General features: G+C 74.6%; 14 protein-coding genes and 1 tRNA gene. 11 read left to right on the forward strand and 4 right to left on the reverse strand.

The window, feature by feature from the left end:
* Positions 1-105: 105 nt before the first annotated feature.
* Positions 106-1,242, forward strand: coding sequence for an SPFH domain-containing protein (locus tag BLR33_RS16590; protein ID WP_093785268.1), 1,137 nt, complete (start codon positions 106-108; stop codon positions 1,240-1,242).
* A gap of 18 nt (positions 1,243-1,260) precedes the next feature.
* A complete protein-coding gene (locus BLR33_RS16595) occupies positions 1,261-2,403 on the forward strand; it encodes a hypothetical protein (RefSeq protein WP_218136668.1) in 1,143 nt (380 codons plus the stop codon).
* A gap of 69 nt (positions 2,404-2,472) precedes the next feature.
* Here the strand turns inward: BLR33_RS16595 and BLR33_RS16600 are convergent.
* Positions 2,473-2,543 (reverse strand) — tRNA-Cys (locus tag BLR33_RS16600).
* A 302-nt stretch (positions 2,544-2,845) separates the two neighbouring features.
* Here BLR33_RS16600 and BLR33_RS16605 point away from each other — a divergent pair.
* From BLR33_RS16605 to BLR33_RS16620, 4 genes are all read left to right on the forward strand, one after another.
* A complete protein-coding gene (locus tag BLR33_RS16605; RefSeq protein WP_093785543.1) occupies positions 2,846-4,288 on the forward strand; it encodes an MFS transporter in 1,443 nt (480 codons plus the stop codon).
* 192 nt (positions 4,289-4,480) lie between these two features.
* Positions 4,481-6,292, forward strand: coding sequence for a DEAD/DEAH box helicase (locus BLR33_RS16610; RefSeq protein ID WP_093785269.1), 1,812 nt, complete (start codon positions 4,481-4,483; stop codon positions 6,290-6,292).
* A 335-nt stretch (positions 6,293-6,627) separates the two neighbouring features.
* The gene (locus BLR33_RS16615; protein ID WP_093785270.1) at positions 6,628-7,401 is read left to right on the forward strand and encodes an IclR family transcriptional regulator; all 774 of its coding nucleotides are present in this window, start codon (positions 6,628-6,630) and stop codon (positions 7,399-7,401) included.
* Positions 7,402-7,612: 211 nt separating this feature from the next.
* Positions 7,613-8,401, forward strand: coding sequence for a S16 family serine protease (locus BLR33_RS16620; RefSeq protein WP_093785271.1), 789 nt, complete (start codon positions 7,613-7,615; stop codon positions 8,399-8,401).
* A gap of 27 nt (positions 8,402-8,428) precedes the next feature.
* On the opposite strand, the gene BLR33_RS16625 is transcribed toward BLR33_RS16620, so the two are convergent.
* Positions 8,429-8,899 (reverse strand): Lrp/AsnC family transcriptional regulator, encoded by a 471-nt coding sequence (locus tag BLR33_RS16625; protein ID WP_093785272.1) that lies wholly within the window; start codon positions 8,897-8,899, stop codon positions 8,429-8,431.
* A gap of 124 nt (positions 8,900-9,023) precedes the next feature.
* Here BLR33_RS16625 and hppD point away from each other — a divergent pair, with 124 nt between their 5' ends.
* Both hppD and BLR33_RS16635 read left to right on the forward strand, forming a co-directional pair.
* Positions 9,024-10,148: a 4-hydroxyphenylpyruvate dioxygenase gene (gene hppD, locus BLR33_RS16630; RefSeq protein ID WP_093785273.1), complete on the forward strand. Its 1,125-nt coding sequence runs from the start codon at positions 9,024-9,026 to the stop codon at positions 10,146-10,148.
* A gap of 76 nt (positions 10,149-10,224) precedes the next feature.
* A complete protein-coding gene (locus BLR33_RS16635; protein WP_093785274.1) occupies positions 10,225-11,595 on the forward strand; it encodes an FAD-binding oxidoreductase in 1,371 nt (456 codons plus the stop codon).
* Between the two features lie 54 nt (positions 11,596-11,649).
* Here the strand turns inward: BLR33_RS16635 and BLR33_RS16640 are convergent, their stop codons facing one another.
* Positions 11,650-12,162, reverse strand: coding sequence for an SsgA family sporulation/cell division regulator (locus BLR33_RS16640; protein ID WP_093785275.1), 513 nt, complete (start codon positions 12,160-12,162; stop codon positions 11,650-11,652).
* Between the two features lie 279 nt (positions 12,163-12,441).
* On the opposite strand from BLR33_RS16640, the gene BLR33_RS16645 reads away from it, so the two are divergent.
* The 3 genes from BLR33_RS16645 to BLR33_RS16655 all read left to right on the forward strand — a co-directional run bounded on the left by BLR33_RS16645 (position 12,442) and on the right by BLR33_RS16655 (position 16,061).
* Entirely contained in the window at positions 12,442-14,322 is a 1,881-nt protein-coding gene (locus BLR33_RS16645) for an RDD family protein (RefSeq protein ID WP_093785276.1), read from the forward strand.
* A 361-nt stretch (positions 14,323-14,683) separates the two neighbouring features.
* The gene (locus BLR33_RS16650) at positions 14,684-15,445 is read left to right on the forward strand and encodes an RDD family protein (RefSeq protein ID WP_093785277.1); all 762 of its coding nucleotides are present in this window, start codon (positions 14,684-14,686) and stop codon (positions 15,443-15,445) included.
* A 142-nt stretch (positions 15,446-15,587) separates the two neighbouring features.
* On the forward strand, positions 15,588-16,061 hold the full coding sequence (locus BLR33_RS16655) for an RDD family protein (RefSeq protein ID WP_245771463.1): 474 nt from the start codon (positions 15,588-15,590) through the stop codon (positions 16,059-16,061).
* A 60-nt stretch (positions 16,062-16,121) separates the two neighbouring features.
* Here BLR33_RS16655 and BLR33_RS16660 read toward each other — a convergent pair whose 3' ends face one another.
* Positions 16,122-16,445: a hypothetical protein gene (locus tag BLR33_RS16660; protein ID WP_093785279.1), complete on the reverse strand. Its 324-nt coding sequence runs from the start codon at positions 16,443-16,445 to the stop codon at positions 16,122-16,124.
* Positions 16,446-16,732: the final 287 nt, after the last annotated feature.

Below are 16,732 nucleotides of genomic sequence, written 5' to 3' on the forward strand. Positions count from 1 at the left end.
CTTCCGGGGCGGCGCGCGCCTGGTTGCTAAAGTGCGCGGGTTCGGGCGCAGCCGGGTGCCCGGGCGGCAGGGCAGTGACGCGCGCAGCGCGGGATGGGGGCCAGGGTGGGTCTGTTCGACGCGATCCGCGGCGAGTTCATCGACATCATCGAGTGGACCGACAGCAGCCGGGACACGATCGTGTGGCGCTTCCCGCGGCACGACAACGAGATCAAGATGGGCGCGAAGCTGATCGTCCGCGAGTCCCAGACGGCCGTGTTCGTCAACGAGGGCCAGATCGCCGACGTCTACACCCCCGGCACCTACACCCTGCAGACGCAGAACATGCCGATCCTGTCCACGCTGAAGGGCTGGAAGTACGGCTTCGACTCGCCCTTCAAGGCCGAGGTCTATTTCGTCACCACCCGGCAGTTCACCGACATGAAGTGGGGCACCGCGAACCCGGTGATCGTCCGGGACGCGGAGTTCGGCATGGTGCGGCTGCGTGCTTTCGGCACCTTCGCCGCCAAGGTGGTCGACGCCGCCGCGCTGCTGCGCGAACTGGCCGGCACCGACCCGCAGTTCCGCACCGAGGAGGTGCAGGAGTACCTGCGGCAGCTGGTCGTCTCCAAGCTGTCGACGGCCCTGGCCACCGCCGGGGTGCCGATGCTGGACCTGGCCGGGCAGCAGGAGCTGCTGGGCACGCGGCTGGCGGGCGCGATCAGCCAGGAGCTCGCCCCGGTCGGCATCAGCCTGCCGAAGTTCGTGATCGAGAACATCTCGCTGCCGCCGGAGGTCGAGCAGGCGATCGACACCCGCTCCCGGATGGGCATCGCCGGAAACCTCGACCAGTACACGCAGTTCCAGGCGGCCGACGCGATCGGGGACGCGGCCCGCAACCCGGGCGGCGCCGGCGAGGGCATCGGGCTCGGTGTGGGGATGGCGATGGGGCAGCGGATCGCGGCCGGGCTCACCCCGCAGGCGCCCGCGGCCCCGGCGGCCGCTCCCGCTCCTGCCCCCGCTCCTGCCGTGGCCACCCCGCCGCCGCTGCCGCAGCCCGCCCAGTGGTTCGTCGGCATCGGCGGCACCCAGCAGGGCCCCTACGACGCGGCCGCGCTGGCCGGCCTGGCCGGCGCCGGCTCGCTGACCCGCGAGACGCTGGTGTGGAAGGACGGGATGGCGGCCTGGCAGCCGGCCGCCCAAGTGCCGGACCTCGGCGGGCTCTTCGCCGCCGTGCCGCCGCCGCTGCCGCCGCAGGCCTGAGGCGGGGAGAGCAGACCCATGAGCACACAGGAGCGCGGAGCCGACGGCTTCGCGGCGGGCGCCGGCTTCCCCGGCGCGGACGCGGGCGGGCAGTCCTACCCGTGCGAGGCGTGCGGGGCGACGGTGGAGTTCGCACCCGGCGCCGACGCCCTCAAGTGCCCTTACTGCGGCCACGAGCAGGCGGTTGCCGCGGTGCCGCGGCAGGTGCGCGAGCACCCGATCGAGGAGCTGGCGGCGCTGCCGGCCAAGCCGCGCGCCACCGCGCTCGGCGCCGCCCGCGCCTTCGTCTGCCCCGGCTGCGGCGCCCGCACCGAGACCGACGACCTGTCGGCCCGCTGCCAGTTCTGCGCCACCGCGCTGGTCGCCGACCCCGAGCTGACCGAGCGGGTCGTCCCCGAGGCGGTCGTGCCCTTCGGCCTGGACCGCCGGGCGGCCCGCGAGAAGCTGGGGGAGTGGACGTCCTCGCGCTGGTTCGCCCCCGGCAGCCTGAAGAAGGTCACCGAGGCGGAGACGTTCAAGGGCAGCTACCTGCCGCACTGGACGTACGACGCCGCCACCACCTCGCACTACGAGGGCCAGCGCGGCGAGTACTACTACACCACCGAGACCTACACCGCGACCGAGAACGGCGAGCAGGTCACCAGGACCCGGCAGGTGCGGCACACCCGCTGGCACCACGTCTCGGGCACCGTGGCCCGCGGCTTCGACGACATCCTGGTCGCCGGCACCGGCCACGTCGCCGCCGCGCAGCTGGACAAGCTCACCCCCTGGCCACTGGAGGAGGCCCGCCCCTACCAGGCGGAATACCTCGCGGGCTTCCAGACCGTGCGCTACGACGTCGAGCCCGAGCAGGGGCTGGAGACGGCGAAGCAGCGCATGGCCGAGGTGATCGAGGGCGACTGCCGCGCGGACATCGGCGGCGACGAGCAGCGCGTCACCTCGGTGGACACGCGGTACGACGACGTGACGTACAAGCTGGTGCTGCTGCCCGTGTGGTTCCTGACCTACCTGCACGCCGGGCGCTCCTGGCAGGTGATGGTGAACGCCCGCACCGGCGAGGTGATCGGCGAGCGCCCCTACAGCGCGGCGAAGATCACCGCGGCGGTCGTGCTGGCGCTGGCGGTGATCGCGGCGGTCGTCGCGGCGGTCGCCCTGAAGTGAGGCGGCGGGAGCCGCGCGGACGAGCGCCGGGCCGGCACCCTTCGCGGGTGCCGGCCCGGCGTCCTTGTGAGGCCGCGACCGGATTCGAACCGGCGTGGCTCGCTTTGCAGACGAGTCCCTGACCACTCGGGCACACGGCCGTGTGCTTGTTCCGCCTCCGACGATGGCGGGCGCCCCGGGTGCGGGTCAACACGATGGGGCGCCCTGCAATGCGACTGCCACACCCCGTTCACGCTCGGCCCGCCCGCCCCCGGCCCGCACCGCGAGCCCGGCGGTGGGCCCAGGCCGAGCGGACCAGGGAGAACGGGCCCACCGGCAGGGGGCAGAGCGGCCCTTCACCCCTTACGCTGGCCGGATGGCTGTGGCGGGAGGGCGCGGACGGCGCCGTGCGGGTGGGGCGGAAGCGGCGGCTGAAGTGGCGGCGGCCGCGCAGGGCGCGGACATGTGCGAGGGGCTGCGCGAGGGGCCGGACGGCGGGCCGGGCGGGCCCGCGGACGGCGCCCCGGGCCCGGGGGAGGCGGGCGGGGTGCTCGCCCGGCCGTACCGGGCGCTCACCCTCGGCATCGTCTCCGTCGTGCTGATGATCGCCTTCGAGGCGACCGCCACCGGCACCGCGATGCCCGTCGCCGCCCGGGACCTGCACGGCCTGGGCCTGTACGCCTTCGCGTTCTCCGGCTACTTCACCACCTCGCTGCTCGCCATGGTGGTCAGCGGCCAGTGGTGCGACCGCGCGGGACCGCTCCCGCCGCTGACCGCGGGCATCGCCGGCTTCGCGGCCGGCCTCGCGGTCAGCGGCACCGCCTCCTCGATGGCCGTCTTCGTGCTCGGGCGGGCCGTTCAGGGGCTGGGCGGCGGGCTGGTGATCGTCGCGCTCTACGTGGTCGTCGGCCGGGCCTACCCCGAGCGGCTGCGGCCCGCGGTGATGGCCGCCTTCTCCGCGTCCTGGGTGGTTCCCGCCCTGGTGGGCCCGCTGATCTCCGGCGCGGTCTCCGAACACCTCGGCTGGCGCTGGGTGTTCCTGTCCATCCCGGTCCTGGTGCTGCTGCCGGTGGCGGTGATGCTGCCCGCGCTGCGGCGCACCGCGACCGGCCGCACGCAGGAGCCGGCCGCCGCCGACCGGCGCCGGATCTGGCTGGCCGCCGCGCTCGCCGCCGGGGCCGCGCTGCTGCAGTACGCGGGCCAGGACCTGCGGCCGCGCTCGATCGCCCCCGCCGTGGCGGGAGCGGCGCTGCTGGTGCCGGCCGCGCTGCGGCTGCTGCCGCGCGGCACCTTCCGCGCGGCCCGCGGGCTGCCGACGGTGGTGCTCATGCGCGGGATCGCGGCGGGCTCCTTCATCGCCGCGGAGAGCTTCATCCCGCTGATGCTCGTCACCCAGCGGGGCCTGTCGCCCACCCTGGCCGGGCTCTCCCTCTCCGGGGGCGGCATGACGTGGGCGCTGGGCTCCTGGCTGCAGGCCCGGCCGCGGCTGGCACCGGTGCGCGAACGCCTGGTCCAGGCGGGTATGGCGCTCACCACGGTGGCGATCGGCACGGTGCCGCTGGTGCTGCTCCACCAGGTGCCCGCGTGGACCGTGGCGGTGTCCTGGTGCGTCGGCGGCACCGGCATGGGCCTGGCGATCTCCGCGCTCAGTGTGCTCCTGCTGCGGCTGTCCCCGGCCGAGGAGGCGGGCACCAACTCCGCCGCCCTCCAGGTCAGCGACGCCCTGTCCAACGTCGTCCTGGTCGGCGCGGCCGGCACCGTCTTCACCGCCCTGGGCGGCGGCTCCACCACCGCCACCACGGCCTCCCCGTCCCACCCCGCCGCCTTCGCCGCCGTCTTCCTCCCCGCCGCCGCCATAGCCCTCCTCGGCGCCACCACGGCCCCCCGCCTGCGCGTCGCCAAGTGAGGGCGTCCTGAGTGGGCCCCTCAACGCCCCTGCCGGCGCCCCGTTGTGAGCTGGGTCGCAGCCGGGCCCCGAGCGGGGCGTCGGCGCGGGGGGTGGCCGGGGGGCCGGTAGGCTGAGGCGGTTTTCGTACCGAACCGAGAAGCGGCGGGGCCCGGCGAAGCAGCGGCGCCGCCGTACGCCGACCGACCCCGTATGGAGACCGTGACTACCTCCGCCTCGCACCCCGCCGGTGCCGCCGGCCACCACCTGTCCCCCGCCTTCCCCGGCCGCGCACCCTGGGGGACGGCGAACAAGCTGCGGGCCTGGCAGCAGGGGGCCATCGACGCCTATGTGGCGCGGCAGCCGCGGGACTTCCTCGCGGTGGCCACCCCGGGCGCCGGCAAGACCACCTTCGCGCTCAGCCTCGCCTCCTACCTGCTCCACAACCATCTCGTGCAGCAGATCACCGTCGTCGCCCCCACCGAGCACCTCAAGACGCAGTGGGCGGACGCGGCGGCCCGGATAGGGATCAGGCTGGACCCGGAGTACAGCGCCGGCCCGGTGTCGCGGGAGTACCACGGCGTCGCCGTGACGTACGCGGGCGTCGGCGTGCGCCCGATGCTGCACCGCAACCGCTGCGAGCAGCGCAAGACGCTGGTGATCCTCGACGAGATCCACCACGCCGGCGACAGCCGCTCCTGGGGCGAGGCGTGCCTGGAGGCGTTCGAGCCGGCCACCCGCCGGCTCGCCCTGACCGGCACCCCGTTCCGCTCGGACACCAACCCGATCCCGTTCGTCACCTATGAGGAGGGCAACGACGGCATCCGCCGCTCCTCGGCCGACTACACCTACGGCTACGGCAACGCGCTCGCCGACGGCGTCGTCCGCCCGGTGATCTTCCTCAGCTACAGCGGCACCATGCGCTGGCGCACCAAGGCCGGCGACGAGCTGTCCGCCCGGCTCGGCGAGCCGATGACCAAGGACGCCACCGCCCAGGCGTGGCGCACCGCGCTCGCCCCCACCGGCGAGTGGATCCCCAACGTGCTGCGCGCCGCCGACCAGCGGCTCACCGAGGTCCGCAAGGCCATCCCGGACGCCGGCGGCCTGGTGATCGCCAGCGACCAGGACACCGCCCGCTCCTACGCCAAGCTGCTGCGCGAGATCACCGGCCACAAGGCCACTGTGGTGCTCTCCGACGATACGGGCGCCTCCAAGCGGATCGAGGAGTTCAGCGCCTCGCAGGACCGCTGGATGGTCGCGGTCCGGATGGTCTCCGAGGGCGTGGACGTGCCGCGCCTGGCGGTCGGGGTGTACGCGACGACGATCTCCACGCCGCTGTTCTTCGCCCAGGCGGTGGGCCGCTTCGTCCGCTCCCGGCGGCGCGGCGAGACCGCGTCGGTCTTCCTGCCGACCATCCCCACCCTGCTGGAGTTCGCCGGCGAGATGGAGGTCGAGCGCGACCACGTGCTCGACAAGCCCGGCAAGGCGGGCGAGGAGGACCCGTTCGCCGAGGAGGACCAACTCCTCGCCGAGGCCGAACGGGCCGAGGACGAGGCCACCGACGACGACCAACTGCCCTTCGAGGCCCTGGAGTCCGACGCGGTCTTCGACCGGGTGCTCTACGACGGCGCCGAGTTCGGCATGCAGGCCCACCCCGGCAGCGAGGAGGAGCAGGACTACCTCGGCATCCCGGGCCTGCTGGAGCCGGACCAGGTGCAGATACTGCTGCAGCGGCGGCAGGCCCGGCAGATCGCGCACAGCCGCAAGAAGCCGGACGAGGAGGCGGACCTGCTGGAGCTGCCGGCCGAGCGGCGCCCGGTCGTCAGCCACCGCCAACTGCTGGAGCTCCGCAAGCAGTTGAACACCCTTGTCGCCGCATACCACCACCAGAGCGGCAAACCGCACGGAGTGGTGCACAACGAGCTGCGGCGGGTCTGCGGCGGGCCGCCCAGCGCCGAGGCGACGGCGGGTCAACTCACCGAGCGGATCAAGAAGGTCCAGGAGTGGGCGACCCGGATGCGGTGACACCCCGGCGCGTGGTGTCACTGGCGCGAGTGACAACCGGTGCCGCTCACCGCGAAATTTCCGGCAGCGGATTGTACGTGTCTCGGCCGGATTGCGTGCGTTCGGCGCCCCAAAAACAGGTCAAGACAGCGCCCGGATTGTGGACGACCTCTTCCGCTCAGCGGTACTCCCTCGCTACGGTGCCGGTCACGCACGCGCCGTGGCAGTGCAGCCGCGGAGCGCAGCCGGTAACGAACCGACCGGCGGCCTCTCGCGCACTGCCGCGGGACCGGCAGTGCGTACCCGACGCTCGGGGAGTGCGAGATGCGCCGCCGATTTCACGAGGAGGGGGCGTCGTGACCGCGGAGACGTCTCAAACGCTCGACCGGGGCCTGCGGGTCCTGAAGCTGCTGGCCGATACCGACCACGGCCTGACGGTGACGGAGTTGGCCGGCAAGCTGGGCGTGAACCGGACGGTGGTCTACCGCCTGCTCGCCACGCTGGAGCAGCACTCGCTGGTCCGCCGGGACCTCGGCGGGCGGGCCCGGGTGGGGCTCGGCGTGCTGGGGCTGGCGCACCAGGTGCACCCGCTGCTGCGGGAGGCCGCGCTGCCCGCGCTGCGCTCGCTCGCGGAGGACATCGGCGCCACCGCGCACCTCACCCTCGTCGACGGCTCCGAGGCGCTGGCCGTCGCGGTCGTCGAACCCACCTGGACCGACTACCACGTGGCCTACCGCACCGGGTTCCGCCACCCGCTCGACCGCGGGGCCGCCGGGCGGGCCATCCTCGCCGGCCGCGGCATGCAGCCCGCGCCGGACGGCATCGGCTGGGAGCGGGCGGCGGGGGAGGACGTCGAGTACGCGGACTTCGCCGACTACGGGGTGCGGACCGCCGTCGCCGGCGACGGCACCGACCGCGTCCTGGGCGCCGGGGGCACCACCAACCAGCTCCGCTACGTCATCGCCAAGGGCGACCTCGAATCGGGCGCGAGCGGCGCCGCGGCCCCCCTCGTCGGCGTCCCCGGCATCGAGGGCAGCGTCGGTGTCGTCATGCTCGCCGACGCGGTCCCCGAACGTGTCGGCCTCCGCGTCGTCGAAGCGGCCACCGAAGTCTCCGAGGCCCTTCGCTAGTACGGTGCGGATTCCCGAGTACGGTGTGGATTCTCGCCGTTCGGGTCCCCGTCTCGTCGCCGCCTGCCGCACCATCCGGCCACGGCGAGGCGGTACTCGGCACCGTAGGGAACCCTTCGCGGCGGGAGCCGCGGGCCCGCCGCCGGCCTGGCGGCCGGGAACGGCGGGAACCCCCGCGGCGGGTAGCCGAGCCCCCCGATAAGCTCGCGGCATGCTGGGACTCTCACGCCGTACCGTGACCCTGCTCGCCTGCGCCGTGGTCGTGGTCGTGCTGGTCCTGGTCGCCGCGCTCGCGCCGCTGCCGATCTCGATCGTGGAGCCGGGGCTGACCGCGAACGTGCTCGGCGCGAACAAGGGCACCCCGGTGATCTCCATCAGCGGCGTGCCGGTGCGCCGTACGAGCGGCCAGCTGCGGATGGTGACCGTCGCGGCCACCGCCCCCAACGCCTCCGTGCACGTCGCCGACGTCGCCAAGGCGTGGTTCCGCACCGACGAGGCCGCCATGCCGCGCGACTCGGTCTACCCCAGCGGCGGCTCCGTGAAGGAGATCGAGCGCGAGAACACCAAGGAGATGACCGACTCCCAGCAGGACGCGACCGCCGCGGCGCTGAAGCACCTGAAGCTGTCGCCCTCGCAGGTGAAGGTGACCCTGCGGCTCGCCGACGTCGGCGGCCCCAGCGCAGGCCTGCTCTTCACCCTCGGCATCATCGACAAGATCGACGGCGACGGCCACGGCGGCGACCTCACCGGCGGCCGCACGATCGCCGGCACCGGCACCATCGACGCGGCCGGGAAGGTCGGCGCCGTCGGCGGGGTGCCGCTGAAGGAGAAGGCGGCCCGCCGCGACGGCGCCACCGTCTTCATCGTCCCCAGGGACGAGTGCAGCGACGCCACCGCCCAGCTCCCCGGCGGTTTGAAGCTGATCCCGGTCACCACCCTGGACGGCGCGCTGACGGCCCTCGCCGACCTGCGGGCGGGCCGCGCAACCCCGAGCTGCTGACGCCCCGGGAGCCCGCCGGCGGCTTGCTCAACTCTCCTGGGCTGCCTGCTCCACCAGCGGGATGATCCGCAGCGGCACCGGGTTCTCCAGCGCGATCGTGGTGGACGCCCGCACGATCCCCTCGAAGCCCACCACGCGGTCGATCACCCGCTGCAGGTCCGCGTTGGAGCGGGCCACCAGCCGGCACAGCATGTCGCCCTCACCGGTGGTGGTGTGCAGTTCCAGCACCTCGGGGACGCCCGCCAGATGGGCCCGTACGTCCGCGCCCTGGCCCTGGCGGATCTCCAGCGTGGCGAACGCCGTCACCGGGTAGCCGAGCGCCGCCGGGTCCACCTGCGGGCCGAAGCCGCGGATCACCCCGCCCGCGCGCAGCCGGTCCAGCCGGGCCTGCACGGTGCCGCGGGCCACCCCCAGCCGCCGGGACGCCTCCAGCACGCCGATCCGCGGTTCGGCGTCCAGCAGCGTGATCAGCCGCCCGTCGAGCCCGTCTATCGCCATCCCCGCCCGCCTCCCATGGTCATCCTGCACAGGTTGTGCGGCCGATCCTCGCTCCGGCTGGACATCCTGTCCAGTGAAATCCGGAACTCTTGCACACCCTGACGGGCGGGGAGACGCTTTTGCCATGACCGCACCCAGTGGCACCCAGGATGATTTCCCCGTCAAGGGCATGGACGCCGTCGTCTTCGCCGTGGGCAACGCGAAGCAGGCGGCGCACTACTACTCGACCGCGTTCGGGATGCGCCGCGTGGCGTACGCGGGCCCCGAGACCGGCAGCCGCGAGACCGCCTCCTACGTCCTGGAGTCGGGCAGCGCCCGGTTCGTGTTCACCTCCGTGGTGAAGCCCGAGTCCGACCACGGCCGCTTCCTCGCCGACCACGTGGCCGCCCACGGCGACGGCGTGTACGACCTGGCCATCGAGGTCCCCGACGCCCGCGCCGCCTACGCCCACGCGGTCGGCAACGGCGCCACCGGCCTCACCGAGCCGTACGAACTCACCGACGAGCACGGCACGGTGGTGCTCGCCGCCATCGCCACCTACGGGCAGACCCGCCACACCCTGGTGGACCGCAGCCGCTACGACGGCCCCTACCTGCCCGGCTACGCCGCCGCAGGCCCCATCGCCGCCCCGCCGGACAAGCGCTTCTTCCAGGCGGTCGACCACTGCGTCGGCAACGTCGAACTCGGCCGCATGGACGAGTGGGTGGGCTTCTACAACAAGGTCATGGGCTTCACCAACATGAAGGAGTTCGTCGGCGACGACATCGCCACCGAGTACTCCGCGCTGATGTCCAAGGTGGTCGCCGACGGCTCCCGCAAGGTGAAGTTCCCGCTCAACGAACCGGCCGTGGGCAAGAAGAAGTCGCAGATCGACGAGTACCTGGAGTTCTACGGCGGCCCCGGCGTCCAGCACATCGCGCTGGCCACCAACGACATCGTCGCCTCCGTGCGGGCGATGAAGGCCGCGGGCGTGGAGTTCCTGGACACCCCGGACTCCTACTACGACACCCTCGGCGAGTGGGTCGGCGAGACCCGGGTGCCGGTGGACACCCTGCGCGAGCTGAAGATCCTCGCCGACCGCGACGAGGACGGCTACCTGCTGCAGATCTTCACCAAGCCGGTGCAGGACCGCCCCACGGTCTTCTTCGAGATGATCGAGCGGCACGGCTCCATGGGCTTCGGCAAGGGCAACTTCAAGGCCCTGTTCGAGGCGATCGAGCGCGAGCAGGAACGCCGCGGCAACCTGTAGGGACACCGCCGTCCCGCCCCTCCGAGGATCTTTTCCACCCTCCCTCGGAGGGGCTCGCGCGTGCGAGGCTGTACGTATGCGCGAGGAGCTGATGGACGAACTGGCGGCGGGCCTGCCGCCGGAGGCGGTGATCGCCGACCCCGACGTCGTCGCCGGGTACGCCCGGGACATGGCCGGGTTCTCGGCGGCCGGCACCGCGGCCGTGCTGGTGCGGCCCCGCACCACCGAGCAGGTGCAGCACGTGATGCGCACGGCCACCGCGCTGCGGGTGCCGGTGGTGCCGCAGGGCGCGCGGACCGGCCTGTCCGGCGGGGCGAACGCCGTGGACGGCTGCATCCTGCTGTCGCTCACCGCGATGGACCGCATCCTGGAGATCGACCCGGTGGACCGGATCGCCGTGGTGGAGCCGGGCGTGGTGAACGCGGCGCTGTCCAAGGCCGCCGCCGAGTACGGCCTGAGCTACCCGCCGGACCCCTCCAGCTGGGAGAGCTGCACCATCGGCGGCAACATCGGCACCGGCGCCGGCGGCCTGTGCTGCGTGAAGTACGGGGTGACGGCCGAGTACGTGCTCGGCCTGGAGGTCGTGCTCGCCGACGGCCGGCTGCTGACCACCGGCCGGCGCACCGCCAAGGGCGTCGCCGGCTACGACCTGACCCGGCTGTTCGTGGGTTCTGAGGGCACCCTCGGCGTCGTCGTCAAGGCGGTGCTGGCGCTGCGGCCCACCCCGGCGCCGCAACTCGTGCTGGCGGCGCAGTTCCCGTCCACCGGCGCGGCCGGGGCGGCGGTGGGCGCGGTCATGGCGAGCGGCCGGACGCCCTCGCTGCTGGAGCTGATGGACCGCACCACCGTCCGCGCGGTCAACGAGCTGACCCGCATGGGCCTGCCGGAGAGCACCGAGGCGCTGCTGCTGGCCGCCTTCGACACCCCGGACCCGGCCGCGGACCTCGCGGCGGTGGCGGAGCTGTGCCGGGCGGCGGGCGCCACCGAGGTGGTGCCGGCCGACGACCCGGCCGAGTCCGAGATGCTGCTGCAGGCGCGGCGGATGTCGCTGCCCGCACTGGAGCGGCTGGCGTCGGCCACCCTCATCGACGACGTGTGCGTGCCGCGGGCGAGGCTGGCCGACATGCTGGACGGCGTCGCGGCCGTCGCCGCCAAGTACGACCTCACGATCGGGGTGTGCGCGCACGCCGGCGACGGCAACACCCATCCCATCGTGTGCTTCGACGGCCAGGACGAGGAGCAGACCCGCCGGGCCCGCGAGTCCTTCGACGAGATCATGGCGCTCGGCCTGTCGCTGGGCGGCACCATCACCGGCGAGCACGGCGTGGGCCTGCTCAAGCGCGAGTGGCTGGCCCGCGAACTCGGCTCCACCGGGCTGGAGATCCAGCGCGGGGTCAAGGCGGTCTTCGACCCGCTCGGGCTGCTCAACCCGGGCAAGGTGCTCTGAGCGGCCCTGCGCCGCGCGGGCCCGCCGCCCGTGCCCGACCGGGCCGCCGCCCGCTCAGGCACCGGCATCCGGGGTCTCCTCGCCGCCGGGCACTCCGTTCTCGCCGGGCCGCCGGGCGCGCGGGGAGCGGTCGGGCAGCCACATCTCGTCGCCGGCCGCGGGCGCCAGCAGCCGGCTGAGCCCGTCGTCCATGCCCAGCTGGTCGAACTCCGTGCCGGGCGGCACCAGGCGCAGGGTGCGCTCCAGCCAGGCGGCCACCGGCGAGGAGGGCGCCTCCAGCAGGGCGTCGCCGTCGGGAGAGCTGAGCGCCATGCACAGCACGCTGCGGCCGGCCACCTTCGTCGGCCAGACCCGCACATCGCCGTGCCCGCACGGCCGGAAGACGCCCTCCACGATCAGCTCACGGGCGAACGTCCAGTTGACGGGCGCCTCCGAGCCGATGTGGAAGGTCACGTGCACGGCGTACGGGTCGTCCGTGCGGTACGTCAGCCTGGCCGGCACCGGAATGCTTCGTTCCGGGGACAGCACGAGCTGCATTTCGAGTTCGCGTTCCACCACGTTCTGCATGAGTCCGACGTCCTTTCCTCGGCGCGGTGGCCCCTGGGGCGGGCTGTGCCGGCGGGGCCTGCACCTGGAAGAGAGCGCGTGCCTCACCCACCATTACGCGGCTTCCCACAATCCGGTTCAGATTTCCCGAACGACGGGCGCGGACCGGCCGGTCGCGGTAAGGACACCGGGAGAGGCGGTGCGCCGGACCGCGGGTGACGGGGCGGACCCACCGGGTCGCGCCGTCTGGTAGATGTGGACGTAACACCCCCGGCCGAGCAGATACGGAACCCGTGAAGCATGAGCGCACCCACGTCTGGCTCCTCCGGTTCTGAGCCCGCCGCCGCTCCGGTGCCGGGCTACTACCCCGACCCCTCGATCCCCGGCTACATCCGCTACTGGAACGGCTCGGCGTGGGTCCCGGGCACGAGCCGCCGCGCCCCGACCGACGGCAGCGCGCCGGAGCCGCCCGGCGGGCCGTCGGCGCAGTCCGGACCGTCCGCCGTGATGCCCCTGCCCGACCGACTGGCCCCGGCCGTGGACGAGTCGGGGCCGATGTTCCTCGACGAGGACCCGGCCGCGCCCCGGGCCGAGCACGGCCCCGGCCCGTCCGTCCCGGACCCGCGGGCCCCGCTCACCCAGGACGACGTCCCCGCGTGGCCAGAGCCCCGCCCCGCCGAGCCCGAACTGCCGCGCATCTCCTGGGGCGCCCAGTCGGCCCGCGGCGAGCAGGGCTCGGCAAGCGGCGAGCAGGGTGCGGCCGCCGACCCGTACGCCGCGGCCCCGTACGCGGGCGGGGCGCCCGCCCACCCGGCGGCCGAGGGGCCCGCTGCTGGCTCCGGCGAATTCGGCGCACAGGGTCCGGCCACGCCCGAACTCCAGGGCCCCTCGCCCCAGCACGCCCTGCCCGGCGCCGCGGCCCGGTCCGAGCCGCCCTTGGTGGCGGGCCCCAACTTCGGTGCCCCGCAAGGAGTTCCGCCCCAGTCGCCGCCTTCGGGCCCGGCGGGCGGTGGGGCCTCGCCGGGTGGCTCCGGCGGTTACGGTCACCCGGGCGCGCAGGGTCCGGCGGGCGCCGGCGGTTACGGCCATCCCGGTGCGCAGGGCGTGGCGGGTGGCGTGTCCGCGGAGGGTCCGGCGGAGTTCGGCGCGGGTCCCAACTTCGGCCCGCCGCAGGGGGTTCCGGTCCAGCCGGCGCCGTCGGGCCCGGCGGGCGGTGCGGCCTCGCCGGGCGGTTCCGGTGATTACGGCTACCCCGGTCCGCAGGGTGCGGCGGGCGTCGGCGGTTACGGTTACCCGGGTCCGCAGGCCGCGCAGGGTCCGGCGGGCGGCCCGGCCGCTCCGGGGCGTCCCGGTGGTTACGGCTATCCGGGCCCGCAGGGCTTCGGGGGTGGTGCGCCTGCCGGCGGCCCGGCGGGGAGTCCGGCGTCGCCGGGCGGCTACGGCTACCCCGGTCCGCAGAACCTCGCCGGCGGCGCGTCAACCGCGGGCCCGGCCGCGGGCACCCCGAACGGGCCCGCCGCCCAGAGCCCGGCCGCGGGCGGCATCCTCGGTACCCCGTCAGGTCCCGGCGCCCAGAGCCCGGGTGGTCCCGGGGCGTCCGTGCCGTGGGCCGCGCAGGTGCAGGACCTGGCACGGGCGGAGGGTGTCGTACCGTGGCGGCCGCCGGCCGACGACCCGTTCGGCGCGGCCCGCGCCCCGGAGCGGCCCGCGGGGCTGGTGCGCAGGTTCGTGGCGCGGCTGATCGACACCGTGCTGGTGGGCGCGCTGACCGCGCTGGCCGCGGTGCCGCTCGGCACGGCCGCCTACCACCACGCCAAGGACAAGGTGGACCAGGCCAAGCTGACCGGCGAAACGGTGCGGGTCTGGCTGATCGACAGCACCACCGGCGCCCAACTCGGCGGCGTCCTCGCCGTGTTCGTGATCGTGTGCCTGCTGCTCGAAGTGCTGCCCACCGCCCGCTGGGGGCGCACCGCGGGCAAGCGGCTGGTCGGCCTGCAGGTGCTGGACATCGAGGGGCAACTGCCCCCCGGCTTCGGCGCGAGCCTGCGCCGCTGGCTGACCCGCACCGTGCTGGACCTGGTGGTCGTCGGCGTGGTGGGCGTGGCGTGGTGCCTCTTCGACCGCCCGTGGAAGCAGTGCTGGCACGACAAGGCAGCCCGCACGTTCGTCGCCGGCAGCTGACGGCGACGGCTGACGGCGGCGGCCGACGTCCGGCGACGGCGGCCGCGGGCGCACCCGGTTCCGTACGCGGCCGGCCCCGACCGGTGCCGGCCGGTTGCGGGTGCCGGCAACTCATGGTTGCCGGCCGGGCCGGTGCCGTAGCGGTCACGCCTGACCGCTACGGCCGGCTGCGGGTGCCGGTGTCTCCCGGCGGTGGCCGCGCGCGAGCCCGGGACCGTACCCGCGGCGGGTCACGCCTGACGGTTGCGGCCCGTTGCGGTTCTCCGGGCCTGTGGGCAACCGCTCTCGGGGCGCCCGGTGCCGTACTCCGATCGGCTGCCGTCCGCGGGCGGGCGCGCGAGTGGCGGGATTGACTCGGTCCATGAGTACCGACCAGCCGCCGCCCGGCTCCCCTGACGACCCGTTCGCCAAGCGGCCCGGACAGGGCGGCGGGCAGGGCTCGCCGGACGACGCGCCCGGCTCCGCGCAGCAGCCCCCGCCGGGCGCGAACCAGCCGCCGCCCGGCAGCCCGTACGGCGGCGGCCCGTACGGACCCCCGCCCCCGGGCGGCCCCGGCGAGGGCGGCTACGGCGGGGGTTATGGCGGGGGAGGGCAGCAGGGCGGCCAGTGGGGCCAAGGGGGCCCGTACGGTCAGGGGCCCGGCCCGTACCAGCAGGGGCCCTACGGGCCCGGCGGCGACCCGCTCGCCGGGATGCCGCCGCTCGCCGAGGGCGGCAAGCGGCTGCTGGCCCGGATCATCGACATCGTCATCGTGCTCATCCCGGCCTACCTGCTGGACTGGGCCGCGGTCGGGCTGCAGGAGGGCCACTTCAGCGCGGGCCGCTCGGCGGTCGGCGGGGTGTTCACCGCGGGCATCGGCTTCCTGTACGAGTTCCTCATGACCCGCACCGACGGCCGCACCTTCGGCAAGCGGGCGATGGGGCTGCGGGTGGCGATGCTCGCCGACGGCAGCGTGCCGAGCCCGAGCGCGGCGGCGGTGCGCGCGCTGGTGCTCTGGCTGCCGGCCTTCTGCTGCTCCTGCGTGTGGTTCCTGGTGATCGGCCTGACGGTGCTGGTGGACCGCCCCTACAAGCAGGGCATCCACGACAAGGCGGCCAGGACCGTGGTGGTGCGCGCGAACTGACGGGGGCTCCGCCGGGCCCGGTGCCGGTACCGCCCCGGCGACGCTTCGGCTCCGCGCCCGCGTGAGCAGCCCCGGCGTCCCCCGCGCGAGGGATGCCCGGCCCCCTGTACCGTCACCCGGATGGCTGATTTACTCAGGAGTCATGACGCCTGAGCAACCGGCCGGTATGGCTCCGCTCGCGACGTTCGGGCAACGCTTCCTCGCCCGGGCGATCGACACCGTCGTGCTCGTCGCCGTGGTGCTGCTGGTCAGCTGGGCGGCGCTCGGCGGCAGCGTCACCCACCAGTCGGACGTCTCGCTCGGCAGGCGCGAACTCGTCGCCGTCCTCGGCTACGTGGCCTACTTCGCGGTGGAGGGCGCCATGACCGCCGCCCGCGGGCAGACCCTCGGCAAGCTCGCGCTGCGCATCCGCGCCGCCCGGCTGGACGACGGCGGGGTGCCGGGGCCGGCCGGCTGGCTGCGCGCCGCGGTGTACGTGCTGCCCGCCGTGCTCAGCGCGGTCTACATCGGCCCGCTCTTCTGGCTGGTCAACGCCCTGTGGTGCACCTGGGACCGGCCGCTGCGGCAGTGCCTGCACGACAAAGCGGCCAGGACCGTGGTCGTGGCCGCCGTCTGACGCCGGATCGCCGGCGCCGAGCACTGCTCCTCGGTTCCCCCGGGGTTCCCGGGGCTCGGCTCAGCCGCGCAGCGAGTGCTCGCGGACCCGCTCGGCGCGCGCCCGGGCCCGCGCGGAGCGCGCGGCGGCCGGCCGGGATGCGGTGGCCGGCCGGGCCGCGACGGTGGTTCCGGCGGGGGTCGCGGCGCCGGCCGCCAGGGCGGGAACGCGGCGGGACCCGCGGCCGACCGCGGCCGCGACCGCGAGGCCGAGCACGAGGCAGGCCGCGGCAACGGCGACCACCGGGCCGCCGGAGCGCACATCCGCCAGCAGCAGGACCGCCAGGGTGGACAGGACTACGGTCGCGCATCCGCACGCGACCTGCAGGGTCGTCGGACGTGGCATCGGGGGACCGCCCTCGTCGCTCGCGCCGGCGCGGGGGCTGCGCCGGCATCGGTGCTCTCGTGTCGGGCATGCCCCGGCCCCCGGCGGGGTAAGCCCCGCCTAACCCGCGGCGCGGTGCACGAGGGGGCGCACAGGGTCGCACGCCTGACCGAAACGCCCCTGCACGTGCAGAACGGACCGAACGAGCCACCGAGGTGATGTCCGGTCAGCGGGAGCGCGCGTACCGGAAACCGGCCAAGGTAATGGCGCCGTCATGCACAAGTCAAGGTCTGTCTTTTCCACCGCCA

The sequence above is a fragment of the Actinacidiphila guanduensis genome (assembly GCF_900103985.1).
Classification (GTDB): domain Bacteria; phylum Actinomycetota; class Actinomycetes; order Streptomycetales; family Streptomycetaceae; genus Actinacidiphila; species Actinacidiphila guanduensis.

What these genes read in the sequence shown, in the direction of transcription:
- BLR33_RS16595 (WP_218136668.1), top strand. Translation starts at nt 1,261, where the DNA reads ATGAGCACACAGGAGCGCGGAGCCGACGGCTTCGCGGCGGGCGCCGGC.
- BLR33_RS16605 (WP_093785543.1), top strand. Translation starts at nt 2,846, where the DNA reads ATGTGCGAGGGGCTGCGCGAGGGGCCGGACGGCGGGCCGGGCGGGCCC.
- BLR33_RS16610 (WP_093785269.1), top strand. Translation starts at nt 4,481, where the DNA reads ATGGAGACCGTGACTACCTCCGCCTCGCACCCCGCCGGTGCCGCCGGC.
- BLR33_RS16620 (WP_093785271.1), top strand. Translation starts at nt 7,613, where the DNA reads ATGCTGGGACTCTCACGCCGTACCGTGACCCTGCTCGCCTGCGCCGTG.
- BLR33_RS16625 (WP_093785272.1), bottom strand. Translation starts at nt 8,899, where the DNA reads ATGGCGATAGACGGGCTCGACGGGCGGCTGATCACGCTGCTGGACGCC.
- hppD (WP_093785273.1), top strand. Translation starts at nt 9,024, where the DNA reads ATGACCGCACCCAGTGGCACCCAGGATGATTTCCCCGTCAAGGGCATG.
- BLR33_RS16635 (WP_093785274.1), top strand. Translation starts at nt 10,225, where the DNA reads ATGCGCGAGGAGCTGATGGACGAACTGGCGGCGGGCCTGCCGCCGGAG.
- BLR33_RS16640 (WP_093785275.1), bottom strand. Translation starts at nt 12,162, where the DNA reads ATGCAGAACGTGGTGGAACGCGAACTCGAAATGCAGCTCGTGCTGTCC.
- BLR33_RS16645 (WP_093785276.1), top strand. Translation starts at nt 12,442, where the DNA reads ATGAGCGCACCCACGTCTGGCTCCTCCGGTTCTGAGCCCGCCGCCGCT.
- BLR33_RS16650 (WP_093785277.1), top strand. Translation starts at nt 14,684, where the DNA reads ATGAGTACCGACCAGCCGCCGCCCGGCTCCCCTGACGACCCGTTCGCC.
- BLR33_RS16655 (WP_245771463.1), top strand. Translation starts at nt 15,588, where the DNA reads ATGACGCCTGAGCAACCGGCCGGTATGGCTCCGCTCGCGACGTTCGGG.
- BLR33_RS16660 (WP_093785279.1), bottom strand. Translation starts at nt 16,445, where the DNA reads ATGCCACGTCCGACGACCCTGCAGGTCGCGTGCGGATGCGCGACCGTA.